Raw genomic sequence first — 24,896 nt, 5'->3', positions numbered from 1 at the left:
TCCGCGAAACTGCAATTATCTGATAAGTTCGCGGAATTTTCTGGATCTCCTGCAACGCCACAGAACTTTTTCTCGCGACAACGAAAAACCGTCCCAACCCCACAAACCTTATGTCAAAACCTCAGGCAAAGGGCCGGGGTCCATCCCCGGCCCTTTATCCTCGTTTCCCTCTATTCAAACTCAGGCTCAATCAAGCCGTAATTCCCATCTTTCCTGCGATACACCACGTTTACCTCTCCGTTTAGGGCATTGGCAAACACGAAAAAGTCATGGCCCAAAAGATCCATCTGCATCGCCGCTTCTTCGACCGACATAGGTTTGATGGCAAAGCGTTTCGTCCGAACAATGTTGGGCATTTCCATCCCGGCGGATGCCTTGCTATCTGTGCTGACCTTGGCTAGTTTAGCACCTTTCTGGAAATGCTTTTGCAACCGCGTCTTATACTTTTCCACCTGTCGCGCGATTTTGTCCACCGCTTCGTCTATGGAGGCATACATATCTTCGGTACGCGCTTCTCCCCTTAAGAGAACTCCATCCACCTGCACTGTGATCTCCACGATATCCAGTTCCTTCTGGACGCTCATGGTCACCTCCGCGGTCAGCTCCAGATCTCCTTCGAAGAAGCGCTGGATCTTGGACACTTTCTTCTCGGCGTAGCTACGCAAGGCAGTTGTAACTTCGATGTTCTTACCGTAGACGACTATTTGCATATTGCCAACTCCTTTGCCCTAATCTGCCCCGTGAGGCGATATTAGCTGATCGTTCTGTGGCATCTCCTCCCTTTCCATAAGGTACTATAACATTTCCCTTTTCATCCAAGAAATCCTGCTATTTTCCTGCACACCACTCCAAGACCTTTTTCATCCTAGAAGGCCTAGAAACCAAGGCAGATCGTCCTATTGGGTCGGCGACTGTCCCTCCTGGGGATAGATCTCTTCCCGAAAGATGGACACATGCTTAGGTGCTTCGACCCCTAGTTTCACTTGGGATCTGCTGATCTCCACAACGGTAATACGGATCTGGTCATCGATGATAATCGTCTCGTCAACTCGGCGGGTTAGAATCAACATGATGGATGCCCCTCCTTGGACACCGGCTTTTTATCCCTATTATTCCCCCGCCCCCTAGACCTTACTCCGGGAGGGGCCCACCAAACTAAGCCGCAACCCCGGAACAGGTGGAAGAAAACCGGCCTCGGACCACACATCAACATACAGGACTCGTCTTTCCATGAGATGGGCCGTTCCTTCTATGATGGAAAACACGGGTAGACCCAAGCACCGGGCCACTTCCTCCGCCAAGGCCCGGTGGAAATCAAAGCTCGTTCTTCTTTGGGGCGCATACACCACCACTTCCCGCCGACGACATGATCCACGGCCGGCGGCGAACATCCCCAGCAGGTGACCCAAGGCCTCCGCCAGCCGGTAATCCTCCTGGTGCGCGGCCCGTTGGACCCAAGTCAATAGAGGTTCTTCCGATTCACCCAAGTATAAGGGGTCACTTTGCGGATTACGGTTGAAGGGAAAGTCCCTTAAGCAGATCGGGCATAACAGGGGAGCCTGTTCCACCGGCCGACCGCAGGCAGGACAAAGGAAGGGACTGCCGAAGAAGTAGGTAAGGAAGGACTTCCACATTCCGGAACCATCATCCCCTTCGGGCTTGTTGTTGTTCCCAAGTAGAGCTGTCACTTCTATCGTACAAAAACCGTGAACCCCTGTCAAATGGGGCTGTCCCCTCGGGTGGATGTAGGCTGGCGCCCTGCCCCGCGGGTCTTAGCAGGAAGAAGCCCCCTCCTTCACGAAAAGATCACCTAATAGGTCGATTGATGGATACATAATCGATTAATCCACCCATGAGCCCAGGTTATCCCTTGGGTTCCGGGGAAAGGACACGGCTTTGTCCGTTGATAACCAAAGAGGAGCTGATGAATATGGCCTATTTAGTCGGAATTGACGTGGGAACCAGTGGCGTAAAGGCCATTGCCTGTGATGCTAACGGCAAGATCGTAGCCACGGCCGCGGCGGAATATCCCCTGCACTATCCCCGGCCGGGTTGGGCAGAGCAGGATCCCCAGGATTGGTGGACCGGTACCTGTGTGGCCCTGCGAAAGCTCACCGACAAGCTGGGGAAAAAAAGCAAAGAGATTAAGGGTGTAGCCCTTTCGGGGCAGATGCATAGCTCCGTCTTCCTGGATAAGGATCTGCAGGTGATTCGCCCGGCCCTTTTGTGGTGTGATGTCCGCACCACGGAACAATGCCAGTGGATCACCACCCAGGCCCAGGGCCGGGAGAAGCTCATTGATTACGTTTCCAACCCCGCCCTGGAGGGTTTTACGGCACCGAAGATCATCTGGTTAAGACAAAGAGAGCCGGAGAACTTCGCCAAGGTCAAATACGTAATGATGCCTAAGGACTATATCCGTTTCCGCCTCACTGGCGAGATCTTCACCGAGGTGTCCGACGCCGCGGGTACATTGCTTTACGATGTGAAAAACCGTCGTTGGAGTGGAGAGTTGCTTACGAAACTAGAGCTGAACCCGGAGATCCTTCCGGAAGTGAAGGAATCCATCGATGTCTGTGGCTATGTCACCACCGAAGCTGCAGAGCTTACGGGTCTCCCCGCCGAGATCCCAGTGGCCGGCGGCAGTGCAGATAACGCCTGCGGGGCGGTGGGAGCCGGGATCGTACGGGAGGGAAGGGCCCTGTCCAGTATCGGTAGCTCCGGGGTATTGCTGGCCCACACTCCCCAGCCCACCACGGATCCCAAGGGAGCCGTCCACACCTTTAACCACAGCATCCCCCAGGCCTGGTATGTGATGGGGGTCATGCTGGCCGCGGGCCTCTCCTACAAATGGTTCGCGCAGGCCTTCGCCCAGGTGGAACAGATGGTGGAAACCGACTACGGCATCGATCTGTATAAGTTACTGGATCAGGGAGCAGCCGCAGTGGAGCCGGGCTGCGACGGATTGGTCTTCCTCCCCTACCTCAATGGCGAGCGGACTCCCCATGCCGATGCCACCGCCCGTGGTGTGTTCTTCGGCCTGAACCCCCGCCACCGGAAAGCCCATTTTGCCAGGGCCATCCTAGAAGGGGTGGTCTTCGCCCTCCGGGATAGTCTAGAGATCTTCAAGGATATGGCGATCGAGATCAAGGAGCTACGGGCCATCGGCGGCGGTGCCAAAAGTCCCCTGTGGCGGCAGATCCAGGCGGATGTCTTCAACGTACCCGTAGCCACATTAAATATTGACGAAGGACCCGCCTTCGGCGCTAGCCTCATCGCGGGCAAGGCCGCTGGGGTCTTCCCCAGCCTGGAAGAGGCAGCCGATGAGCTGATTACAGTCAAACACGTGACGGAACCTAACCCCGCCAATGTGGCCAAGTACGAAGAGATCTATACCCTGTTTCGGGGGCTTTATCCCGCCCTCAAAGACAGCTTCCAAAAGGCAGCGAGAATATTTTAGGCCCGGATCCTCCGGGCCTTTCTTACTGCACTTCGTATCCCATTTTCTTTACGGTATCCACCAGCTCTGCCCTTGTCACCTGTCCCTGTTCAACACGGATCTGGGCCTGTCCGCTTTCCGGGTCCAGGTACACCTCGGTTACCCCGGATTTGGCACGCAAGGCGTTTTCCACAGCGCTGACACACTGACTGCACGCCAGTCCCTTGATAGTCATCTGCAGTTGTTCTGTGGCCACCGACCCACCTCCCACTTCTTTGCCTTAAGCTCATTGTTCCCCTAGCCTAGGCCCTTTGATGCTTGGAAGGTGGTACCAACGGGGCTCAGTCCTTTGCGTATCGCTTCACCCCGTCCAGGTAAAGATCATGGCCGTAAAGGTCGTTGATCACGATCGCGGGAAAATCCACCACTTCTAGTCTTCTGATGGCTTCGGGCCCCAGATCCGGATAGGCCACCACCTCTTGGCTGCGGACGCTGCGGGCCAACAGAGCCGCAGCACCCCCCAGGGCGGCCAAATACACCCCGCCCCAGCGAACCAGGGCCTCCTTCACTTCCTGGCTCCGGGGGCCCTTACCAATGAGCACCTTGACCCCGTATTCCAACAGGGCAGGGGTGTAGGGATCCATCCGGTAACTGGTGGTAGGGCCAATGGAACCGGTCACCATCTCCGGTTTTGCCGGCGTGGGGCCAGTGTAGTAGAGGATTTGGTTGCGCAGATCCACCGGCAGGGATTCCCCCTGTTCTAGAAGCTTGCACAACCGCTGATGGGCCGCATCCCTGGCGGTGTAAATCACACCGGAAATGAGCACTTGGTCTCCACTGTGCAGTTTACGCAAATCCTCTTCGGTCACCGGAGCCTTCAGTGGGAAAAGTGACATCGTCCTTCTCCTTCCTAGATTACCCGGGAAGCATGACGGGCCGCATGACAATTCAGATTAATCGCCAGCGGCAACCCGGTAATATGACAGGGATAGGCCTCCACATGGACCGCCAACGCAGTAATCCTACCGCCAAACCCCTGGGGACCGATACCCAGTCCATTGATCCTGGCCAAAAGTTCCGTCTCCAGTGCCGCGTACAGGGGATTGGGATTGGGCGTCCCAAGGGGCCGCAGTAGGGCGTACTTGGCCAAATATGCCGCATATTCAAAATTGCCGCCCAGGCCCACCCCCACCACCACCGGAGGACAGGGATTGGCTCCAGCCTCTTTCACCTGTTCTACAATAATTCCCACCAGGTCCTCCCGGCGGGTGGAGGGGGGCAACATTTTCAGAAAGCTCATGTTTTCGCTGCCGCCGCCCTTGGGGGCCACGGTAATCTTCACCCGGTCGCCGGGCACCAACCGCAGATGGATAATCCCCGGGGTGTTGTCCTGGGTGTTTTCCCGGACCAAGGGATCCGCGACCATGGACTTGCGCAGATATCCTTCCTGGTACCCCTTGGCAATACCCCGGTGGATGGCCTCTTCCAGGCCGCCGCCGGTAAAATGCACATCTTGCCCGATCTCCAAAAACACCACCGCGGTACCGGTGTCCTGGCAAAGGGGGACCCCCGCCTCGGCCGCATAGCGATGGTTCTGCAACAGCTGTCTTAGCACATCTTGGCCCAGGGGCGACTCCTCCGCGGCGATGGCCCTTTCCAGGGCCGCAAGCACATCGTCACCTACCCTGGTGTTGGCTTCAATACACAACTGGGCCACCGTCTCGGTGACCAAATCCACGTGAATCTCCCGCACGGCCTTATCCACGGTTATCGCTCCACTTCATCGGCCCGGGTTAAGAAGCTGCGAAGCTCCCTGCGGGTGGGTAGCCCCTCGGCATCACCGTAGGTGGTGGTAGCGTAAGCACCCACCGCATTGCCCAAGTCCGCGGCATCCCGCAAGCTCAATCCATCCAGGATCCCAGAAAGCAGACCGGCGGCAAATCCGTCACCGGCTCCCACCGGATCTACCACATCCCGAATGGCATAGCCCGGCACAAATCCCACAGGTTTCCCATCCCACACATAACAACCGGAAGCACCCAGCTTCACTACCACCTTCTGCACCCCCAAGTTGCTGGCCGCTTGAACCAAGCTTTCGGGAGTGTCGGTACCGAAGATGATCTCCCCTTCATCAAGTCCCGGCAGCAATAGATCCACCTGGGAGATAATCTCCGTGAGCACCCGCTTTGCTTCCTCCTTGCTCCACAGTTTCAAACGGATGTTGGGATCAAAGCTGATAAATAGTCCGTGTTTACGCGCCAATCGGATCGCCTCAAAAACGGTCTCCCGGCAGGAGTCACTTAAGGCCGGCGTAATCCCAGTGAGATGAAGGATCTTCGCGGAGGCAAAGTAATCCTCGTTCAAAATCTCCGGCGTCAGATGGCTGCCCGCAGAACCGTGACGGTAGTAATACACATTGATCTGCCCGGGCATCCGGCGCTCTTTAAAATAGATCCCCGTGGGACGGAGCGGATCGAACTCCACCTGGGAAACATCCACCCCTTCTCCCCGCAGGCTATTGACTATATAATGACCAAACTCGTCGTCACCCAGCCTTCCGATAAATCCGGCACTATGTCCCAAGCGGGTCAAACCTACGCATACATTAGACTCGGCGCCAGCCACATGTTTGGTAAACTGCGGGACGTACCGCAAGGGACCTGGCACGTTCGGGCTAAATACCACCATGCTTTCGCCAATCGTAATCATCTCAGGCAATTTCATCACCTATCTTTTCCTGAATATTAATCTAGTTTCCATCCCCGTCTTGGACTTGCACTGGGCTTGGGGGAATCAAGCAAGTCCGTCGGCCAGAAGAATTCACCTGACCCGTTGACACCCTTAGCTTACACCTGTTTACGTGAAAGCAAACGATCTAAACATCAATGGCAGATTCCATGATTCTGTACATCCCTGCAATGTGAACCAGATATAACATATTCTATCAGTCACCGGGACTAAAGTCTAGGTTGCGGCCCTTGGGGATTGGCCCTTCCCCTGCCCCACCAAAGACATCATGCGCGGGGACACGGCCTGGGGTAGGCGTGCTTTCCCAGACAGCCCTATGGTATAATGAAACCAGACGGTAGACAAAAGAATGCTTTGGGTCTGGAGTGGAAGGCCGCCATGGGCCTTGAACGGTGGTTTCCCACCCTATGTAGGAGGCAAGGATATGCGTAAGAGTTTGCTCATCCCCATTATTGTCTTGGTCTGTTTAGGCCTATTCATCTTATTCGTGTTTGTTTTGCCGCGTCACCAAGAAGAGGAGTCGGTGTTGGCCCCTTGGAATCAGAAGCCCATCACCCACCTGACCATCGTCCACCAGCAAGATGAGATTGTCCTCACCCTGCAGGAACAGCCCACCACCCAATGGTACATTACCTCGCCTCGCCGGGCCTTAGCGGAATACGGCACGGTGAACCAAATCCTCCAGGGGTTAGCGGCGGTGGGGAAATACGCCACGCCGGTGGAGGACCCGGATCCCGTGGCCCATGGTCTGGACAAGCCTTGGTTGCAGATCTCCTTAGGTGACGCCACAGAACGCACCTTGCTCTCCTTAGGCAAACAGACCTTCAATGGCCGACACTACTATATGTCCCTCGACGATCAGACAGAATACCTGGTGCCCACCCAGGTGATAGACACTTTCGCGTCCGCGGGATTGTCCTTCACCACCCTCCGTTCCAAAAGCATTGTACACTTTTACCCCTGGAACGTGGTAAGCTATTCCCTCGATGGTTTGGGTCCGGAAACCGTCGTTCTTAAGAAATTAGACGATCGAACCTGGGGTCTGGAAGCGCCCTACCGGGATTTGGCCGAATACACCAGGGCCAGTGATATCGTCTGGGAGTACGTAAACCTGCGGGCAACGGATTTCTTCGATGACGTGGAGGATCTGGGGGAATACTCCCTCGATGAACCCGCCCTCACCGTCACCTTCCAGCTGCAGGATGGGACCAGTACCACGGTACTGGTTAGCTCCAAGATCGAGGCAGAAAACGGATTTTACCTGAAAACTTCCGACAGCAACACCGTATACTTCGTACGCAAATACTCCATCCTGCCCCTGGAGCTCACCGTCGATGAGCTGACCATGTCCACCCTCACCCGGTTTAGCCCGGGCGACTTGGATGAGGTCGCTTTCCGGGACGAAACCGGGGAATGGATCTTCGTCCGGGCCAAGGATGCGTGGTATTGTGGCACGGAAGAGGTGTCCTTGGAAACCATGACCGGGCTCCTTAACAGTCTGCAGGGCCTTGCGGTGGAAAAGGCGGACAGTCCGAGTCTGGGCCAGACCAAATGGGAGATCCGCCTGGATCCCACAGCAGATCCCACTCCCATCGTCATCACCATCGATGAAAACTACCGGACTCGGGTGACTTCCCGGTCCAGAATCCTGCAGCTAGATCCCCAGGCGGTGGAGGCTCTGATGGCCCAGTTCAAAGGTCTCGGCGGGTCATAGGGAAGAGTAGTTATCCCCTTTCCCCTTGCGCATCTGGACAAGGTACTTTTCCCCCTCAGGGGACAAGTACCTTTGTTTTTGGGCCTGGTCGTTAAACTGGCGGATAATACCCAAGGCCCTAACCATGGCCGGAGTCTTTTCCTTAGCTACCATCAGACAACGCCCCGTGGGCCACTGGGCAGTCCTGCCCACCCGTCCACTCATCTGAATCAAAGTGCTAGCATCGTAGATCCGAGCCTCATGGGCAAAGAGGATCACCACGTCCACTTGGGGAATAGTGACACCCCGCTCCAACAGGGAGGTAGCCACCAGGATCATCGGATCCGCCTCCCTGAACCTGCGGATCTTCTCTTGGCGTAGGGGATCTGCGGCATAGCAATAGTCCACAGGCCAACCCCGTGTCTTGAGCAATTCCATCAGGGGTTGGGCCATGGCCACGTAGGGGACGAACAGCAACAACCTCCTCCACCGAAAGGTCCGCAGAATTTCCTGATCCAGGGCCCTGATCAACGCCTCCCTTTGCCGCCGACTCTCTCCCCAATGGCACCAGCGCCGGAGCACTATCTTTGGTTCTGGGACGGGAAAACCATGGTGCCTGGCGGAAATGAAGGCCAAGTGCACCTCGCCCCTTTGTCCCCGCCGGATGAGTTCTTCCGTGGGGGTGGCACTCATATAGACCAGTTTGCCTTCGGGCTTGCGGGCCCGCTCCAGGGCCATCTTTAACATAGGCGAGCCCCGAAAGGGAAAAGCATCCAGCTCATCGAGAATCACTAAGTCGAAGGCCCGATAAAACCTCAACACCTGATGGGTGGTGGCCACCGTCACAGAACCTTTGCCATAACGTTCCGGTGTTCCGCCATAAAGCCCCACCACCGGCACTTGGGGGAAGGCTTTAGCGATCCTTTCTCTCAATTCCACCACCACATCCCGTCGGGGCACCGCAAACAAGACACGGCCCCCCCGCATTAAGACCGCCTCCATCGCCGGATAGACCACTTCCGTCTTGCCGGCACCGCACACCGCCCACACCAAACAGCAGGACTGGGAGGGGTCATTGACAAGCTTCAACACTTGCTCCGCGGCCGCCTGCTGCGGCGGAGAAAGCTCGTAACTTAGCTGTAACAAGGGCCCCGACCGGGGAATCAAGCGGTGGAGGGAGGGAAAGGCATAAAGCCACTCACAGCCCCGCAACAGGCCAAGGCTCCGACAATCCGCGCAGGCGGGACAAACCCCCTGGCACCTTTCGCAGGGAATGAGATCAATGGCAGTTTTGTTGCCGCAGCGGTGACACCGCCAACCCTCGGGACCAGCAGTAATGGCAGGAAACATAAGGATCTTTCCTGCTAGGGCCAGCAGATGCAGGTGATCCCGGAAAGCCAGGGGAGCGAAGCCACCGGTCCTTTCCTTCCACCCAAGCACCTCCCCATACCGCAACAGACGCCCTTCCAAGACCGGTGGCACCCCTAGATTGCATGGCACCCGATAGAAAGCGTCTGCAGACACCAAACGAGGTGGGACCAAGGCTGCGGCAACCTGGGGATGTTGGCCGAAGCTGCGGAGCAGTGCCCGGAAGAACTTGGCCGAAGAGGGCCGCTCCCCGCCCTTTTTCAGAAAGAGGGCCGTTTCCTCCTTCACCCACTCCGCCAAATATGCGGGAAGGGGTTGGGAAATACACCACAGGAAAGGAATGCCCTGGCGGGTGAAATAGACGGCATCCAGGGCAGGATTGTGGGAACTGCCCACGTAAATTCGTCCGTTATCTTCTGCAATATATACCACATGGTGGCTTTGGTTCAACGCACCTACAGCTCCTCAAGGGACAACTGACCCTGGTGTCCCTGAAGGAAATCCCGAAGCAGACTGTTGCGCGTTTCGATCTTGTTGTTTTTCACCGCTATGGCCACAGCCTTCTTGGTCCCCACCAACACCACCATCCGTTTGGCCCGGGTCACCGCGGTGTAAAGTAGATTCCGCTGCAGCATGATGAAGTGCTGGGTAGTGATCGGCATCACCACCACCGGGTACTCTGAACCTTGGCTTTTATGGACGGTGATGGCATAGGCCAGGACGATCTGATCAAGATCACTATCCTCGTAGGTCACTTCCTTATACCCATCCTCCGTGGGAAATAGGATCTTCAACAAACGCTCCTCCGGATCCACATGACACACCCGACCGATATCCCCATTGAAGACCAAAGCCTCGTAGTTGTTGCGGATCTGCATAACCTTATCGCCCTTGCGGAAACAGCAACCGCCAAAGGTCAACTCCGGCTGCTGGGGGTTAGGCGGATTGAGGACCGCCTGCAACTGTTCATTCAAATGGTCCACCCCGGTAAGGGTCCGACGCATGGGGCTGAGCACTTGGATATCCCGGATCGGGTGGCAGTTTAGGTACCGGGGCAATCGCTTGGCCACCAGGCCCTTGACAGTCTCCACCACCTGCTCCGGCTCCTCTTGTAGGGTGAAGAAGAAATCGCTACTGTTGCTAAGGAAAGGCATCAATCCCTGATTGATCCTGTGGGCATTCTGGATGATATGGCTTGTGCGCTTCTGACGGAAGATCTCCGTCAGGCGCACCACGTCCACCACCCGCGACTCGATGATATCCCTCAACACGTTCCCTGGCCCCACCGATGGTAACTGGTCCACATCACCCACCAGAATCAAGCGGGTGGGTGGATTGATGGCCTTCAGCAGATTGTTCATCAGCAGCACATCCACCATGGACGCCTCGTCAACGATGACCACGTCGGCCTTTAAGGGATTCTGCTCGTTGCGCTGGAACCGGAACCGACCGGTGGCTTCATCGAGACCGAACTCCAGCAACCGATGGATGGTCTGTGCGTTCTTGCCGGTGGTCTCCTTAAGCCGCTTGGCAGCCCGGCCCGTGGGAGAACAAAGCAACACCTTCTGTTCACCGAGTAACTCCAAAATGACCTTCACAATTGTGGTCTTCCCGGTTCCAGGTCCACCGGTAATTACCAATACGCCAGATTCTAGGGCCTTCAGCACCGCTTCCTTCTGCTGGGGAGCCAAAGTAATATTCTCCTTTTTCTCCACCGCGGCCACCATCGCTTCCCGCTCGGTGACCGAAAGCTGACTCTGTCGGGCGGCCTGCATCAACAACCGAATTTTCCCCGCAACGCTCTTCTCCCCGTAAAACATAAAGGGACGGTAGACTGCGGTGCCCTCCCCATAGGGATGTCTGATCAGTTCCCGGCGGTCCAAAAGCCTTTGTATCGCCTGCTCCGCCACTTCCCGGGGCACCTCCAGCTCCTCTTCGGCCTTGGCGATGAGGTCCTGTTCTTCCAAGAAGACATGTCCGTCCTCCATGGCCGCATCGAGGATATATAACAGTGCGGCTTCTGCCCGTTTGGGATCCCCCAAGGCCACCCCCATGTTCTGGGCAATCCGGTCCGCGGTCTTAAATCCGATGCCAGGGATCTCCCAGGCCAGGCAATAGGGATCCTGCTTCACCCTGGCGATAGCGGCATCGCCAAAATGCTTATAGATCTTCACCGCATAGCCGGGGCTGATCTTATAGCCCTGGAGGAAGACCATTACATTGCGGATCTCCTTCTGGGCCGTGAAGGACTCCTGGATCTTTTGTAGCCGAGCCTGGCCAATGCCCTCCACCTCCAGGAGTCTTTCTGGATGCTTTTCAATGATCTCCAACGTATCCAGACCAAATCTGGCCACGATGCGCTTGGCGGTGGCGGGACCAATGCCGCGGATCATGCCGGATCCTAGGTAACGCTCGATCCCCGCCTTGGATTTGGGCAAGCTCTGCTGGTATTCTTCTACACGAAACTGACGACCGTATTGAGGGTGGGTATACCAATCCCCCTGCAAAACGAAGGACTCCCCCACTTCCACCGCCAGGAAACGACCCACCACGGTAATCTGCTCCTTTTCACCGTGGGGTAGGAAGCGGAGCACCGCATAGCCGTTCTCCGGGTTATAGTACGTGATGCGCTGAACCGTCCCCTCAAGCGTGGTCAAGGAATTACCTCCCTGTACGGTATATTTATCTACATCTGTAGAGTCGACAACCACATTGGAATGACTTCACCTTTGGGCGTCTGATCGTATAGCAGTAGGGGGTCATCTGTCTCGCGTCCCTGCCTTTGGCTAGCCGCGGTTATGGCCAGACAAGTCAATCCCCAGTTCAGCAAGTGGTACTGGCCCCGAAATGGCCCCAGGAAAGCACTCCTGCATCATTCTATCCAGCAATAGCCCGCTTGGCCGGCCCACTTAATTCTAGCATTGTCGCGCAACCAGGCCCATATGAACCGGATGACCAGTGGACCACTCCTTCCCCCGGTCGAGGTGAAATCTGTCTGGATTGTGACAGTACACAAAAGCCGTTGACTTTTGCATGTCTTTGTCCAGTGTACCGTAACCATCCCTAACGTGCAAGAGTCCGAAACGTAGTATGAGGAGTGCTGCAAATTCCTAGGGCTTGGATGATGTCTCCGGCTATTCTTTTCAAGTGGCATGCTGACTCTCTCCGATCCAGCTCTCCTCCCTCTATTTATTTGACTACTTACATCATGGATGCCTTACTGGAATACTGTTTGCTCACCAACCATTCCTCTTGCACTACGATAAAGGAATTTTCTGGATGCTACCGAATATGTCAAAGGGAAGTCCACTATAGAGGACACAGTATTGTCAATTGCTGAAGTCATGAAGGTGGAAGAAGCGCTCAAGTACGGGGAGATTCTGTTCAGGGTTCAGTACGGTACATCGGTTTTGTAGATAAGTACGAACGGACAAGCGTTGTTAGCCTAACCAGGCGTCCTCGGCGGGTTTTCAATTGTGCTATCAATTGGTAGCATATTTTCTTTTCTTCTTGTATACTATAGAGGCAGAGAGGACCAGGGAATGCCGAAAGCTCCTGCATCGGTGTTCGAAATCGAAAGATTCTTGGGCCAAGTGAGGAAAGAAATCGCAAGAGGAAGATGCATATTAGTTGACCGACAAAAGAATATTGCTGACATTGCTCGTCTTGGGTTAAACTGGAAATATGAGATTTGCGCACTTACGTACCAGGACTATGACAAAGGACCAGAACCTGACCATTCCGGAGAAGGTGACGTATGGGTCTTTGTTCCGGAAATTGAGGGTACTTTGGTCTACATCAAGCTGAAGCTTGACCCTAGGTGTGGGGTAAAGTGTATATCCTTCCATAAGTCGAACGGTCCTATTACACTTCCATATCGCAACGTTTGGAAGGAGGGTACGCCATGATCACTTACTGTCCCACGTGCAATACCGATAGAGAGGCTACCGTCTATAAAAGAGAAGAGACCTACCCCGTTAAAGGGGAACCAATTACCATCATTGCAGATGTGGTGGTGTGCAATGTCTGCGGTGACACCATCTATGATGACGAACTTGATGGGAAAAACCTGGAAAGAGCGTATGCTGATTACCGGAAGAAGCATGGCCTCTTGTCTCCGGAAGACATAAAGCAAATTAGGGCCAAATATGGTTTGTCGCAGAGGGGCATCAGTGCTTTGCTCGGCTGGAGTCCAACGACAATTGCGCGTTACGAAACTGGAGCTATTCCGAGTAGGCCGCACAATGACCAACTAATTCGATTTCGTGACGATCCCTACTATGCCCGTAAACTGTACAATGAGAACAAGGATAAGCTCAACCGGTTAGAAGCAAAGAGAGTTGTTGAGGCCTTTGATTCGATGGGTTCCTCATGCCACATTGCTAGAACAATGGGGGATTCCCTTTCTCGGTGTTACACGAATAAGGATCCGGTCTACGTTGGCAACAAGGTGTTTGATATTGATAAGCTGACGAACATGGTGATCTTCTTTGTGTCCGAGATGAAAGGTGTTGTAAAATCGAAGCTTCTTAAACTGCTATGGTATGCCGACTTTCTCTGCTACAATAGGCACGGGGAGTCTATCAGTGGTACAGCGTATGTACACAACTACTACGGACCTATCCCCGAGCATCACGAGACACTTATCGCTTATCTTTGCGAGGAAGGTGCTATAGAGATAAAGCCCTATGATGGCCCATATGAGGGAGAGTGTATCGTACCTGCGGTCGAGTTCGATAGGGAGTTGTTCTCTGAAAGCGAACTTGAGGTATTGGAAGACGTGCTGGAGAAGTTCAGGAACGCCACCGCAAAAGACCTTACGGATTATTCCCATAGCGAGGACGGGTATAAGATGACTGAAATGAAGCAACTGATCCCGTACACCTATGCCGACTCTTTAAGGGCTTTGCATTGACTCTAGGTGGCTACACAAAAGGTTGAGCAGAAAGAACCGATTAGCCCCTATCCTCTCACGCCACTGTACGCACTGTCGCTCACGACAGCAAGTTTGACAAAACTGATGATATCCTACCCGTGTAGGCGTATGAACGCGCAACCGGCATGGGATGCTCCCACGCCGGTTGTTGGCTTTTTCGTTTGTCTAGCGCCGGCTTGCAATTCCCCGGTCACCTAGCCAAGGGTTCCCAGGCCTCTCACCGCCTGCCGGTCTTCGAAATACGAAGTATCCATCTAGTCTGCGCGCACATAGGTCAGGCGGCCGCCACCGGCAAAATGGGTTTTCCAGTATTCCCCCTCCAACATCATGCCCGTCTCCATAATGCGCCCCGCATTCTCCGACGCCACAATGCACCGCACTTGATTGACCGTCACCCGCACCAAAAGACCCACGCCCATGATCCGTCCCGAAGCATTCTTGAAGAAAATGAGATCCCCTGGGCGTAACTCCTCCAAGGGTTTGGGCACAATATTCCAGTTGAACAGAGCATAACTGTTAACATCGGAAACCGGCACAAAACCACGGTCACTTTGGTAACGGAATTTGAGATCGGGGATAACCTCCCGGTAACAGTTAACCACCAGACCGGAAGCATCTAACCCTAGGTTCTCAATGGACTCACCACGAATCAGGGCCTCCTCAAGCTCGGCCCGGGTGGTCCTGCCTCCCAAAAGATAGGGCATCCCCGTATACTGTTGTCCCTGATATGAATAGGCAAACTCGGCATAGTCGTAGGCAACCTGCAAGGCTTGTTCCGCTTGGGCCGAGGTAACCTGAACAATCTCCATCGCCTGCACACCACTAGAAAACAACAGGATTATGGCTACTGTTACAATACCGAATGGACCTCGCATCCTCAAATTACCTCCAAGGGTTGTAATGGTATGCCTTTCCCACATCATAGCACAATTGGGTAACCATTGCACCTAGACCCCTAGCTCCACAGCCTCAAGGGTCCCGCCAATGTAACCGGTGACCGACCTTGATAGCCTTTCGGGCAATGGTCCCCGCAGGCAGCTCCAGAACAAAATGACCTCCCAGCACCAGCGGCCCCACCCGGTTGGGAGGAAAGCCCGTCAGCATCTTGCAGACGGTGCCGTCCCGGTACCCGTAGATCACATCGATAGAAAACCCCATGCCGAAGGTATGGATGTTACAGCAAGGCACAAGGAGCATGCCCTGATCCGGAGCCAGGTCCTTCCGACCAAGCAGGCCCCGCAAACGCCACCAAGGCCGATCCGCCACCCAGATCCGCGTGCCTACGGTCTGGCCCGTGCTGAGATTAACAACCTCAACGGTCCGCACCGAAACACCCCCAGCAGTTCCAACCCCGATTTACGGGAAATATAACTATACTTTACCCTACGATTACCATACTACCACGCTATAGCAACGGAATCAACGCAGAGCCTTCCGTAGTGAAACCCGGGACAAGATAGCGCATACCCCTTTTTCACCGTCAAGGGGGCCTACAGAATTCGGAACCAGTGGATGGCTCACATTTCTGGATCAATGGAATGACGTTTTCGGAGAAAAGAAAACCCCAAGAAGCAGCACCTTGAACACTGAGAAAGCATACAAAAAGGGAAGAATCTCACCGACATACTCTGTGGGTCAGAGGGGGAAACAAAGCCTTAACAATGGCTTCTCCACGATCGGGACAATCGAAGAAGAAGGCAGAACGCGGCAGGAAAGGGTTGGCGACGTAGCCCCATAGAATTAATAGCGGGGACAACGCCCAGCGTTGGCCGCCATCAACGCCTGCATCATCCCCGCTACACTTATATCCACATCTCCAAGGCGCTCTGGGTTTGGATCTTGCCTAATCAAACTCGCCTTCCCGAAGAGCCAGCACCGCTGCCTGGGTACGATCCTGAACACCAAGCTTACGGAGCAAATTGGTGATGTGGTTTTTCACCGTCTTTTCAGAGAGAAACAGCTCTTGGGCGATCTCCCGGTTGCTCTTCCCATCCACGATGCCCCGTAGAACCTGCATCTCCCGGCGGGTCAAAAGACCAGCAAAGGAAGATGGACCTTTCTTACCAGACTTGAGGGCACCGGTTAGGGGTTCTTTGTTTTGGGCTGCTGCCAACACAGCACTAATAAGCTTATCTGGGGTTATGTCGTTGCGCACAAACCCGGCAATACCGGCATAAAAAGCCCGGGCCAGTGTATCGGGACTGTCCTTGGGAATCAACCCCAACACAAAGACTTCCTCGAGGGCCGAGGCAATACGCGCCGCGAACAGCTGAACGTTTTGGACAGACCCATCACTGAGATTAACCACCATCACATGGGGCTTTAAGGTGTTGGCGCTGGCCACAGCCTCTTTGACGCTGGTGGATGTGCCCACAACCTCGATGCGAGGATCACTGTTCAGGATTGCCTCTAGCCCAGCCCGCATAATGTGGTTAGGTTCACAAATCAGTACCTTGGTAGGGGCCAACACCCTTCGCCTCCAGTTCGCTCCTGTGCTCAGTCTGTCTGGCCCTCTCTTGGAGAAATATCGGTATCCTCCTTCGTTAGTTTAGGGCCAGACGAGGAATCTACCCATGACTTTCCCCTGGAAATCCCAAAGCTAACAATCCTGATTCCCGGGGTCCGGTGACTGTTCAAATACATCTTCGACTTTCAATGTAGAGTTCATTTCTTCCAAGTGCTTCTCGATCTTCTTTGAGATCTTATCAAGGCGGCTTTGCGTAAGCTCCAGTTCCAGCAACAATGCTTCTAGTTTTACGTCTCTCAATAGTTTCACCCACTCACCCAACACAACTACCTTGCCCGTAGACCTTAGACAGGATTGACTTTCAAGCCAGCATCAATAGAGTTTTGCAGATTCCCTCAGGATATATGCGCGCAGGATGAACACCTTACAAGATGAAAATTTAACCAACGCAATTACATGAGTGCATGCTAATGGAAAAACCGACAAGAATGCCTCTTCTTGGGCGTATCCGTATTAATTATAATCAAACGGAAAGCGAAAGCCAAGAAAGGTACTGCATATTTATACTAGCAGTTTTTAGCAAGACCCCCAGCCCTGATTTCACCATACCGGTCAACTGTCCAAGCCCAAGCCCGCGCTTATCCAGAAACAGGCTCCCAAAGTGGGAACCCGTTGAACCATCATCACCTTGGGCTTCAGTCCCTATTCTGGCCTTCAACCAAATCCCAACTGATGCAGGAGCATCCCACTTGAATCCAAGTCATCAGATGGATGCCTTGGCCTCTGGGGCGACGAACTCAATGCTGTTTACGTAGATCGTAAACCAATCTCCATTTCGATCAGTTTTCGGGGCATTGGGTATGCGGTGGGGCACTGCACCGGTCAAAGGAACGAACCACTCCCAGCCGATATCCTCCATCCCTTTGTCTCCGTTTACCTAACCGTTAAACACCAACTCACCTCACATCGGCTGCGGGAGGACGGAGAATCAGGTAAACCTCTTCTTTCTCCATCAGCAGGTTTTTGGCCTCCACTTCATAAATATCCCCTTCCAGCGGGTGGATAGCCTCATGGAATCCACTACGGGTTTCAGGAGGAGATTAAGGGGAGAAATGGTAAAATCCGCAGGAAACGAGATTAGTCACCACCTCGTCCCTGCGGTTCTTTTCAGAAGAGGCTTGGCAAGAAGATAGGAACCAACTCATAGATCCGTCGCGTGTATGAAACGGTGGTCCCGGAGGGTTTTGATCCACTGTTCCCTCACGAAACTATTGATCTGGATCCGAGCATCACCCCAGCCCAGGTCTTCGTACCGAGTCCCCCGGTAATCCTGACTCATATAGTTAAAGCCTTTGATTTGGGGATGGGCAGCTAGAAAAGCAAAGAACGGCTCAAACCACAGTTCCCAATCTGCCTTCCCATCGGCAAAGCCTGGATCGGCATCGTCCGGGGTTAGGTGGGCATCCACCGCCGCCACTTCCGACAGGAAGACCGGTTTCCCGTGCCGTCGCGCCATCTCCAGAAACTGCACAGCCCGCTCATAGGGACTCTCTTGGACCCGAAGACTACCACGTCCTTCCCGTCGTCCCCCCTCCATACCCCGGAAGAGAGGTTCGGCATCGGGATCGAAATAGGTGTGGTAAAACAGATCCAGGCCAAACCAATCTACATAGTCGTCCCCCGGATACCAAAGGGGCTGGCCGTCGGAATCCAGGGCATCGAAGTCACCGGGCCCATTGGGCTCATAGCACCAGATGGTGGCGAAGTTGTCCGCGCCCTCCTCCCGCAGGAGATCTACAAACTTGCGGAAGGCCACTGGATACACCCCCGGGTGATAGCCATTCCAGGCACCGTTGAACTCAAAACCGATCCGCACAAACACCGGATCACCGTAATCCCGGATCACCCGGCCCACGGTCCGGATCAAGTCGTCGTATCGATCACTTAGGGCGATCACATCATCCACCGGTTCACCATCCCCGATGCTCATAGAAAAGGACAAATGGGGAATCCGTCCTGCAGCCCTGACCCGTTCCAGAAACTCCCGGATGGTCCGTTCCAGGTACCGAGGTCTGGTCCCGGGGACGGCCGCATGTATGCCCTCCACCGCGGGATAAAGGTCAGGATCCCCCAGGGCCGCAATGTAAGCATCCACGTCTGCGGTATGGGGTGAGGCCCCATGGTAGACCCGTCCCTCTGGAGGCTCTAAAAAAGCAAGATTAGACCCTGTACCATTGGTAGGTTCCAGCGGTGCGGAACCTTGGGCCTGGACCGCCACACTGAAAAGAAGGAAACAGACCAGTGTGACCAAGCAGACAGATGGCAGCGGTACTCTCTTGATGCATTCCCTGTTCTGGAGAACGGCACCCCTTAGGTTCTCTGTTATCTGCGTCACCAAAAACCACTTTTTCTTCTGCATTATGTTCAACCCCCTATTAACAAGCCAAGCCTGCACAAGGCCCCTTAGTTCACAACCTTTCCCGTGCCAACATAAAACCCTAGCCCGATGAACCCCACTGGACAACGAAACTACCGCGGGCAAACAAGACCTTAACAACAGCATACGCTTCGTCTTTTAAGAAACTGTTAACCTTTCCAGATTTCACAGTATTCTCACCACAGACCTTTGAACGCTAGAGGAGACGCCAAGACGGGCCGGCTGAAACGCGCTAGGGTAAACAAAGAAAGGACGAATAGCCGACTTTTTTCGCCTGGTCTTGGCCGGGAGACGGTGGGGAAGCTTGTATGTGGATAACCAAAACACCGCTTGAATGATAATACCAGAAAGAACTAATAAGGACCTTGGGCATCATCCGCGGATAGAAAAGCACGTCTGGACACCTTGCCACCAGCTTCACACATACGCTTCCGGGCGGTACAAAAGGAAAGTGTTCAACGGGAATAGTCCTTAACCGGTGCAGGTGCCCAGTCGACTTCTCCTTTTAGGGGATGGGGATACCCGAAGGACATGGATCACCGCAGAGTAATATCCAGCTGCCTTTAAACGGTGCAATCACCGGATAGACTAACGGTCCTCATTGTTCAGTTCCGGACAGTACTGGAAACCTGTTGCCGCAGCAGCTCAGCTTTGTCGATCCTCTCCCAGGGCAAGTCCAAATCCGGCCGGCCGAAATGACCATAGGCCGCCACCTGACGGTAGATGGGCCTTCTTAAATCCAAGTCCCGAATGATCGCCCCGGGCCGCAGGTCAAAGTTCTTGCGGACCAACGCCGTAATCTCCCCATCGGAGATGATCCCGGTCCCAAAGGTGTCTACCATGAGGGAAACCGGATGCATCATCCCGATGGCATAGGCCACCTGGATCTCACACCGGCTAGCCAAGCCCGCAGCCACGATGTTCTTGGCCACATACCGGGCGGCATAGGCGGCACACCGATCTACCTTGGTGGGATCCTTGCCCGAGAAGGCCCCGCCCCCATGTCTGGCCATACCCCCGTAAGTATCCACGATAATCTTCCTTCCCGTCAGGCCCGCGTCACCCTGGGGACCACCAATCACGAACCGGCCGGTGGGGTTAATATGATACTTCGTCTCCCCATCCACCAAGTCCGCTGGTAGAAGTGGGTTAATCACATGGTGCAAAAGATCCCGCTCCAACTGTTCTCTGGTAATCTCGGGGCTATGCTGGGTGGAGACCACCACCGTATCAATCCGCACCGGTCGGTCATCCCGATACTGCACCGTCACCTGCGCCTTCCCGTCGGGACGCAGATAGGCCAGCTCCCCGGACTTTCTCACCTGGCTCAGCCGCTGGGCTAACCGATGGGCCAGGGCAATGGGCAAAGGCATCAGTTCAGGGGTTTCATCGCAGGCGTACCCGAACATCAGGCCCTGATCCCCTGCCCCCAGGTATTCCAGTCTGGAGTTGCCGTCCACCTGGTTGCGCACTTCCAAGGCCCGCTGCACACCCATGGAAATATCTGGCGACTGCTCATCGAGGGCGACCAGCACCGCGCAGGTGTCAGCATCAAACCCGTATTTAGCCCGATCATAGCCGATCTCCCGAATGGTGTTTCGGACCAGTTTGGGGATGTCCACCTGGGCCACGGTGCTGATCTCTCCCATCACCAGGACCATCCCTGTTGTAACGGCCACCTCGCAGGCCACCCGCGCCTCGGGGTCCTGGGCGATGATGGCATCCAGGATGGCATCGGAAATCTGATCACACATTTTGTCCGGATGACCTTCGGTCACCGATTCAGAAGTAAACAAGAAATCCCTTTTGCCTGTCAACATTTTGACCTCCATACAAAAATGACCTCACCGCGCTTACGGATGAGGTCAACTAGTTTTGCTATAGTAATCTCATCTCTCAGAACGGTTACCATTCTGCAGGATTTAGCACCTTGTGGGATTATTCCACCGGTTGCCGGGTTTCATTGGGCCAGTCCCTCCACCACTCTCGATGAGCCTTTATTCACTTGTCCTTTCCTATCCTATCACACTGCTGGAAAGCAGTCAATAACCCTCAAAACAACCGCTAAACCGCTCATCTGGCATCTTTACCTAGCACCCTCGGGCTTTTCCAGGACAAAAACGATGAAGTTGGGTACACGCATCTCATCATCCAAATCCGGATACGGAACCAACTGCTCCTCGGTCACCGTCGGTTCGATCAGCCTTACCAGGGAAAAGCCTGTCTCAATAAAGCTATTGATACACGTTGACAGGGAACGGTGGAAATTAGTGAACTCTACCCCCAGCATGGTCCAGTGCCGTTCCCCTTCGTCGAAGTAGTCGTCTAGGATCACGTGGAGCTTATTGCCCTGATCGTCCCGGTACCACTTTCCCGAGGCGGACCGCATGGGGTGCAGATTGGCAATTACGAACCGACCGCCCCCCTTAAGCACCCGGAAGATCTCCCTTGTATTAGCAGCAAAGTCCGGAAGGTCACAGTGATTAAGATATGAAACGGCCAGATCAAAGGTTTCACTTTCCAGGAAACTCAGATCCTGGACATCCGCCACTCGGTATTCGTCTCTTTGGGACTGCAATTGCCGGGCGGCTTCGATCATAGGCGGACACAGATCCAAACCCAGTACATAGGCGGCGCCCCGTTCCACTAGCATCCGGCAAAAGCGCCCTTCACCACACCCAGAGTCCAAGACCCGTAAGCCCGTCACAGTCCCACAGGCCTCCAGCATCACCGCGTCCAACATACCCGCCCGCACCGAGTTTTTCCCCTCCCGGCACTCCCTAATCCAGGCCGGAGCCAGGGCGAGCCACTCCTGTCGCAATCTGTTCCGATCCACCATGACTTCCACTCATCCTCCCATGGCATTTGGAAGAATCCTCTGTGGAGGGGATGACCCCTTGGCTTGCGGTCATCCCCTCCATCGGTCCTTTATCCTCCAAAGCCAACGGCTACCGAACCCACTATACCCTATTTCCAAATTCCCGTCGACCCAAAAGAAACTACTCATTTCCCCCCTTTGGAGATAACGTACCGTAGGAAGACAAACAGCACCGTGGTCACCGCGAGGAAGATAGAAACCACCAGTTCCACGGTATGGATAGAGATGGAGGTCACATGGAAGATTGTCTTGTTGAGAACCAAGAGGATATACAACAGGAAGAGCAAAATCGAGTAGATGGAAACCATCCAGGAGAACAGACGGTGTTCCATCGCCGGCTCCCAGCGGGACGGGGTAGGGAGAAAATAGGCAAAGAAGGAAAAGAAGACAAAGAAGATGTACTGCGGTTCCCCTTGGGAAGACTTAAGAAAACCCAAAAAGCCCAGGAAGCCCAGAAAGCCCAACCAGTTTATCCGCTTCTGCCACGCCATCTCATTTCCTCCTTATATGGAAAGTGCTGTCAATAGTATACCAACTTTTCGTCGCCGACACAATTCAGAACAATAGAGGAAAACCGCCTTAGAATAAAGGCAAGCCCTGCACAAAAGGCTTGCCTCTAGAAAGCCACCCTAAAACTGGGACAGCTTGCGTTCCTTGGTCAGCAGCAAAGTCACGGAGAAGATCGCCACCGCAAACCCCAATTGGATCAACATACTGCCGTAGATAGGCCGGAGGGTGCTAGGATTGAGCTTGGTGAGGCTTGCGGTTAGATCACAGGCCCGGACAAACCAATAGGACGGCAGGAATCGGGCCACCGCCAGGACCGAGTCGCTCATGAAGGCCTGGGGAACGAAGACTCCGCCCAGGAAGTTCATGCCTATAGAAAGAACGTTCACCACTCCCGGCTGAATGTTGCGGTTCTTCACAAGGCTACCCACCATAAAACCAATGGTGGCACAAACCACCGCAAAGATTACTGTATTCAGGGCATACAACCCCAACAGGTTCATGGGAAGAAGGCTCTTCCGACCATAAAGGAGCAGACCCGGCAAGAAAACCAGTATCCAAGAACCCAAAGCAAAGACTCCATGGCCCAGGAACAATTGCAGGTGCATCTGCCGCCGGGGTAGGGGCGCACAGTAGTTGCGTAAAAGCAGGTCCCGTCGGTTAAAGGCCAGCATCACCGTACTGACGCCCATGGTGATCATACCCAACAAAGCATAGGCACTGTAGCGGAAATAGAAGGAATAGGGCTTGTCGACAGTGCTGGAGGGCCCCTCCCCGTAAAGGCTTACCCGGGTTTCCACCCGTAAGTCCCCGAGGGTCGCCTGAACCAGTTGTCCCGGGGAACCCTGGGGGCCATAGTCCCGGTATAACCGCAGAGTATTGAGAAACCTGTTTACCGCCAGGTCTACGTAGAAACTGGTGGAGGAGGCGGGCACAATCACCTTTTCGATCTGCACCTTTTCACCAGCCAGGAAACCTGCGGAAAACCCTGCAGGAATGATAACCACATATTCCACACTGCGATAAAAAAGCGCATCCTGCAAAAGCTGGGGGTCATCGGGATAGGACATTAACCGAAAGGTCTGGTCTAGATAGTCCACCAATCCCTGGGCAACAATTCCCTCGGTATCCCGGTTAATCACGGCGATGGGGACCTTGGTGGGAGTGAAATACTGGGTCGCCTCCTCCGCGGGGCCCACCAGCAGGGCGATGCTCAGAAAGACCCCAAAGGGAATTACCAAGGAACCTATGGAACTACGGATTACCTTCAGATAGGCTTTAAATACTTGCATACCGTTCCCTCCTCAGCCAGAAAAAGCTCACCAAGCTCATCACCAAAGAAAGCAGCAACAGCATCCCGATGTTCATGAAAAAGCGCCGATGGGTATCGTAAACGTAAAGACTGTAAAAGGCATCGGTGATCAGGGCCGCCGGATTAATGAGGGACAAAAAGGGAAGCGAGCGGTCCACAATGTGTTTCATCTCCACATACATCAACCCGCTGAGGAAACTCATCAACATGCTAACCCCGATGAGAACCCCCACCTTAACCCCCTCCCCACCGGGAAGAACGGTACCGATAAGATTACCCAAAGACACCCCGACAAGACAGCCGGCAAAACAGGTCAGCAGTACGTAGCCCGTTTCACTGCCGAACTGGATCCCCAGCCCCAAGGCCATATAGGCTAGCAGAATTAAGACTTCCCCGAAACTAGCGGTCACCACCGCCGCGGTATCCGCCAGAACCACCTGCAGTTTATGGGTAGGGGCCACACTGCGGCGGGCACCCTCGGGCGATAGATCCGCCTGGATGTCTTTAGTGTTCCGCAGGCCCCAAAACCCGCTGTAAAGGCACGTCATGGCAATCAAGGCATAGAAATAAGTGAGCACGGTCTCGGGCACCGCGTCGGAATAGGCCACCTGGCGGGTGTACTCCTGCTGGTTGCCCAGGCCCGCCAAAAGTTCATTCAATACCCCGGCGTTTTCCTTCACAATTCTTGTCACCGTCTCTCCGGTCTGGAGGTACTGATCAAGGATCCCTTTCAGGATGCTTTGTTTAAGTCCGGGCCCCTTCACCACCAACTCCAGACCATCGGTTACCCGGATCAGGCCCACCACTTTGTCTTCCTCCAACATCTTTTCTGCTGTGGCTTCATCCACCACCGCCAAGTCCAAAAGCTGCTGCTCCCCCGACTGGGAGAGGTTATCCAAAAGATCCCGAAAGGCCACCTGGGTCCTGTATGCTGGGTTATCCACTACGGCCACTTTGATGGGCTCAAAGCGCTCAAATTCCGTGGTCAACCGTCCGAAGGCAAAATAAAACAGGGTGGCCAACACCAAAGAAAAGAGCAAAGTCCAAAAAACCAGCATCCGGTCACGCAGCAGGCACTTCAGGCGGTAAAAGTACAAAAAGGCAAACATTC

The 24,896-nt window shown here is 54.4% G+C and carries 23 protein-coding genes and 1 riboswitch; of the genes, 4 read left to right on the top strand and 19 right to left on the bottom strand.

All coding sequences use genetic code 11. The features are described 5' to 3' along the window. Positions 1–170: 170 nt before the first annotated feature. From raiA to GXX57_03250, 3 genes are all read right to left on the bottom strand, one after another. Positions 171–710, bottom strand: a complete 540-nt coding sequence (raiA, locus tag GXX57_03260) for a ribosome-associated translation inhibitor RaiA (GenBank protein HHV43675.1) — start codon at positions 708–710, stop codon at positions 171–173. A 186-nt stretch (positions 711–896) separates the two neighbouring features. After that, on the bottom strand, positions 897–1,070 hold the full coding sequence (csrA, locus tag GXX57_03255) for a carbon storage regulator CsrA (GenBank protein ID HHV43674.1): 174 nt from the start codon (positions 1,068–1,070) through the stop codon (positions 897–899). 54 nt (positions 1,071–1,124) lie between these two features. After that, complete coding sequence (locus GXX57_03250; protein ID HHV43673.1) at positions 1,125–1,688, bottom strand: hypothetical protein; 564 nt, start codon at positions 1,686–1,688, stop codon at positions 1,125–1,127. Positions 1,689–1,930: 242 nt separating this feature from the next. On the opposite strand from GXX57_03250, the gene xylB reads away from it, so the two are divergent. Further along, on the top strand, positions 1,931–3,460 hold the full coding sequence (gene xylB / locus GXX57_03245) for a xylulokinase (GenBank protein ID HHV43672.1): 1,530 nt from the start codon (positions 1,931–1,933) through the stop codon (positions 3,458–3,460). A 22-nt stretch (positions 3,461–3,482) separates the two neighbouring features. Here the strand turns inward: xylB and GXX57_03240 are convergent, their stop codons facing one another. The 4 genes from GXX57_03240 to GXX57_03225 form a co-directional block, all read right to left on the bottom strand. After that, entirely contained in the window at positions 3,483–3,695 is a 213-nt protein-coding gene (locus tag GXX57_03240; protein HHV43671.1) for a heavy-metal-associated domain-containing protein, read from the bottom strand. An 85-nt stretch (positions 3,696–3,780) separates the two neighbouring features. Further along, on the bottom strand, positions 3,781–4,335 hold the full coding sequence (locus GXX57_03235) for a Fe-S-containing hydro-lyase (GenBank protein HHV43670.1): 555 nt from the start codon (positions 4,333–4,335) through the stop codon (positions 3,781–3,783). 14 nt (positions 4,336–4,349) lie between these two features. After that, positions 4,350–5,192 carry a fumarate hydratase gene (locus GXX57_03230; protein HHV43669.1) on the bottom strand — a complete coding sequence of 281 codons (843 nt, stop codon included), beginning with the start codon at positions 5,190–5,192 and terminating at the stop codon, positions 4,350–4,352. Between the two features lie 14 nt (positions 5,193–5,206). Then, positions 5,207–6,163, bottom strand: coding sequence for a sugar kinase (locus GXX57_03225; GenBank protein ID HHV43668.1), 957 nt, complete (start codon positions 6,161–6,163; stop codon positions 5,207–5,209). A gap of 448 nt (positions 6,164–6,611) precedes the next feature. Between GXX57_03225 and GXX57_03220 the strand changes: the two genes are divergently transcribed. After that, complete coding sequence (locus GXX57_03220) at positions 6,612–7,901, top strand: DUF4340 domain-containing protein (GenBank protein HHV43667.1); 1,290 nt, start codon at positions 6,612–6,614, stop codon at positions 7,899–7,901. Here GXX57_03220 and GXX57_03215 read toward each other — a convergent pair. Both GXX57_03215 and GXX57_03210 read right to left on the bottom strand, forming a co-directional pair. Continuing rightward, positions 7,896–9,698, bottom strand: coding sequence for a DEAD/DEAH box helicase family protein (locus GXX57_03215; GenBank protein ID HHV43666.1), 1,803 nt, complete (start codon positions 9,696–9,698; stop codon positions 7,896–7,898). The two genes, GXX57_03220 and GXX57_03215, sit on opposite strands and share 6 nt — an antisense overlap. A 5-nt stretch (positions 9,699–9,703) precedes the next feature. Further along, positions 9,704–11,905, bottom strand: a complete 2,202-nt coding sequence (locus tag GXX57_03210; protein ID HHV43665.1) for an ATP-dependent RecD-like DNA helicase — start codon at positions 11,903–11,905, stop codon at positions 9,704–9,706. A gap of 819 nt (positions 11,906–12,724) precedes the next feature. Here GXX57_03210 and GXX57_03205 point away from each other — a divergent pair. After that, on the top strand, positions 12,725–13,156 hold the full coding sequence (locus GXX57_03205; GenBank protein ID HHV43664.1) for a type II toxin-antitoxin system MqsR family toxin: 432 nt from the start codon (positions 12,725–12,727) through the stop codon (positions 13,154–13,156). Continuing rightward, a complete protein-coding gene (locus GXX57_03200) occupies positions 13,153–14,163 on the top strand; it encodes a DUF4065 domain-containing protein (protein ID HHV43663.1) in 1,011 nt (336 codons plus the stop codon). Before GXX57_03205 ends, GXX57_03200 begins: the two co-directional genes overlap by 4 nt. A gap of 275 nt (positions 14,164–14,438) precedes the next feature. Here the strand turns inward: GXX57_03200 and GXX57_03195 are convergent, their stop codons facing one another. The 10 genes from GXX57_03195 to GXX57_03150 all read right to left on the bottom strand — a co-directional run bounded on the left by GXX57_03195 (position 14,439) and on the right by GXX57_03150 (position 24,894). Next, complete coding sequence (locus tag GXX57_03195) at positions 14,439–15,059, bottom strand: C40 family peptidase (GenBank protein HHV43662.1); 621 nt, start codon at positions 15,057–15,059, stop codon at positions 14,439–14,441. Positions 15,060–15,153: 94 nt separating this feature from the next. After that, the gene (locus tag GXX57_03190; GenBank protein HHV43661.1) at positions 15,154–15,540 is read right to left on the bottom strand and encodes a DUF192 domain-containing protein; all 387 of its coding nucleotides are present in this window, start codon (positions 15,538–15,540) and stop codon (positions 15,154–15,156) included. Positions 15,541–16,027: 487 nt separating this feature from the next. After that, the gene (locus GXX57_03185) at positions 16,028–16,201 is read right to left on the bottom strand and encodes a response regulator transcription factor (protein ID HHV43660.1); all 174 of its coding nucleotides are present in this window, start codon (positions 16,199–16,201) and stop codon (positions 16,028–16,030) included. Between the two features lie 1,213 nt (positions 16,202–17,414). Beyond that, positions 17,415–17,570 (bottom strand): hypothetical protein, encoded by a 156-nt coding sequence (locus GXX57_03180; protein ID HHV43659.1) that lies wholly within the window; start codon positions 17,568–17,570, stop codon positions 17,415–17,417. 282 nt (positions 17,571–17,852) lie between these two features. Further along, a complete protein-coding gene (locus tag GXX57_03175) occupies positions 17,853–19,070 on the bottom strand; it encodes a hypothetical protein (protein HHV43658.1) in 1,218 nt (405 codons plus the stop codon). Between the two features lie 623 nt (positions 19,071–19,693). After that, positions 19,694–20,908 carry a methionine adenosyltransferase gene (locus GXX57_03170; GenBank protein HHV43657.1) on the bottom strand — a complete coding sequence of 405 codons (1,215 nt, stop codon included), beginning with the start codon at positions 20,906–20,908 and terminating at the stop codon, positions 19,694–19,696. A gap of 66 nt (positions 20,909–20,974) precedes the next feature. Next, positions 20,975–21,084: riboswitch (SAM riboswitch) on the bottom strand. Positions 21,085–21,174: 90 nt separating this feature from the next. Next, entirely contained in the window at positions 21,175–21,927 is a 753-nt protein-coding gene (locus GXX57_03165) for a class I SAM-dependent methyltransferase (GenBank protein HHV43656.1), read from the bottom strand. A gap of 164 nt (positions 21,928–22,091) precedes the next feature. Then, on the bottom strand, positions 22,092–22,457 hold the full coding sequence (locus GXX57_03160; GenBank protein HHV43655.1) for a DUF3796 domain-containing protein: 366 nt from the start codon (positions 22,455–22,457) through the stop codon (positions 22,092–22,094). Positions 22,458–22,595: 138 nt separating this feature from the next. Beyond that, positions 22,596–23,765, bottom strand: a complete 1,170-nt coding sequence (locus GXX57_03155; GenBank protein HHV43654.1) for an ABC transporter permease — start codon at positions 23,763–23,765, stop codon at positions 22,596–22,598. Next, positions 23,752–24,894, bottom strand: coding sequence for an ABC transporter permease (locus GXX57_03150; protein HHV43653.1), 1,143 nt, complete (start codon positions 24,892–24,894; stop codon positions 23,752–23,754). The genes GXX57_03155 and GXX57_03150 overlap by 14 nt, the downstream gene beginning before the upstream one ends. Positions 24,895–24,896 lie beyond the last annotated feature (2 nt).

The organism is Bacillota bacterium, from assembly GCA_012839765.1.
Taxonomy (GTDB): domain Bacteria; phylum Bacillota; class Limnochordia; order DUMW01; family DUMW01; genus DUMW01.
This window is presented reverse-complemented; position numbering and strand designations above follow the sequence as displayed.

Coding starts and splice junctions, on each gene's coding strand:
- raiA (HHV43675.1), bottom strand. CDS start 710: ATGCAAATAGTCGTCTACGGTAAGAACATCGAAGTTACAACTGCCTTG.
- csrA (HHV43674.1), bottom strand. CDS start 1,070: ATGTTGATTCTAACCCGCCGAGTTGACGAGACGATTATCATCGATGAC.
- xylB (HHV43672.1), top strand. CDS start 1,931: ATGGCCTATTTAGTCGGAATTGACGTGGGAACCAGTGGCGTAAAGGCC.
- GXX57_03235 (HHV43670.1), bottom strand. CDS start 4,335: ATGTCACTTTTCCCACTGAAGGCTCCGGTGACCGAAGAGGATTTGCGT.
- GXX57_03225 (HHV43668.1), bottom strand. CDS start 6,163: ATGAAATTGCCTGAGATGATTACGATTGGCGAAAGCATGGTGGTATTT.
- GXX57_03220 (HHV43667.1), top strand. CDS start 6,612: ATGCGTAAGAGTTTGCTCATCCCCATTATTGTCTTGGTCTGTTTAGGC.
- GXX57_03200 (HHV43663.1), top strand. CDS start 13,153: ATGATCACTTACTGTCCCACGTGCAATACCGATAGAGAGGCTACCGTC.
- GXX57_03195 (HHV43662.1), bottom strand. CDS start 15,059: ATGCGAGGTCCATTCGGTATTGTAACAGTAGCCATAATCCTGTTGTTT.
- GXX57_03185 (HHV43660.1), bottom strand. CDS start 16,201: ATGCAGGTTCTACGGGGCATCGTGGATGGGAAGAGCAACCGGGAGATC.
- GXX57_03180 (HHV43659.1), bottom strand. CDS start 17,570: ATGGAGGATATCGGCTGGGAGTGGTTCGTTCCTTTGACCGGTGCAGTG.
- GXX57_03175 (HHV43658.1), bottom strand. CDS start 19,070: ATGCAGAAGAAAAAGTGGTTTTTGGTGACGCAGATAACAGAGAACCTA.
- GXX57_03170 (HHV43657.1), bottom strand. CDS start 20,908: ATGTTGACAGGCAAAAGGGATTTCTTGTTTACTTCTGAATCGGTGACC.
- GXX57_03165 (HHV43656.1), bottom strand. CDS start 21,927: ATGGTGGATCGGAACAGATTGCGACAGGAGTGGCTCGCCCTGGCTCCG.
- GXX57_03160 (HHV43655.1), bottom strand. CDS start 22,457: ATGGCGTGGCAGAAGCGGATAAACTGGTTGGGCTTTCTGGGCTTCCTG.
- GXX57_03155 (HHV43654.1), bottom strand. CDS start 23,765: ATGCAAGTATTTAAAGCCTATCTGAAGGTAATCCGTAGTTCCATAGGT.
- GXX57_03150 (HHV43653.1), bottom strand. CDS start 24,894: ATGTTTGCCTTTTTGTACTTTTACCGCCTGAAGTGCCTGCTGCGTGAC.